A 912-nucleotide genomic window follows, 5' to 3' on the forward strand; every position below is an offset into this window, starting at 1 on the left:
GCTTCGGCGCCAAGGAAAACTCGGCCGACGCACTGCTGCGCATGTACGCCGTCACACCCAACTTCAAGACGGCCACGGGCGGCACCGGTACGGTCTCGGCCGCCAACTTCAACAGCGGCGCCAGCATGGGCGGTTTCACGTCTGGCAGCTACGTCACGCTGTCCGATCCAAACCAGTTGCTGTCGCTGAAGATCCAGGCCGACTACACGCGCTACTACAACACGGCAGCCAACCCGCTGGTCGACCCCAGCATCCGCAGCGGCCGCCAGCTGACCGGCGCCGACCTGGACATCGAGTCGGTGCGCAAGGACAAGAACGGCAACCTGTGGTTTGGCGATGAGTTCGGTCCCTACCTGATCAAGACCAACGCCAAGGGCGAAGTGCTGCGCCGCGAGATTGGCATGCTGGGCGTGGCGTCGCCGCAGAACGAGGCGGTCGTGAACGGCACCATCGGCGCGACGCTGGGCCGCTCCAACGGCTTCGAAGGCATGGCCATCAACCCGAACGGCGACCGCCTCTACACGCTGCTGGAAGGCACGGTCACGGGCGACCCGGCGAAGACGCTGCGCATCAACGCCTTTGACGTGAATGCCGAGAGCTACACCGGCCAGCAATGGAACTACAAGCTCGACGGCGCCGGCACCAACATCGGTGACATGACGGCCATCAACGACCACGAGTTCCTCATCATCGAGCGCAACGGCGCTACGGCCACCAGCGGCGGCACGCCGTTCAAGAAGATCTTCAAGGTCGACCTGAACCAGTTGGACGGCAGCGGCAACCTCGTCAAGAGCGAGGTCATCGACCTGATGAACATCGCCGACCCGCATGATCTGAACGGCGACGGCAGCAGCGCCTTCACCTTTCCGTTCACGACCATCGAGAGTGTGCTCATCCTGGACGCCCACACCC

1 protein-coding gene is annotated in these 912 nt (G+C 63.8%); it reads left to right on the top strand.

Annotated elements, in window-relative coordinates; genetic code table 11:
* A partial coding sequence (locus tag ACXJKR_RS33615) for an esterase-like activity of phytase family protein (RefSeq protein WP_457326555.1) occupies window positions 1-912 on the top strand: 912 nt, incomplete at both ends.

The sequence above is a fragment of the Roseateles sp. P5_E11 genome, assembly GCF_054049355.1.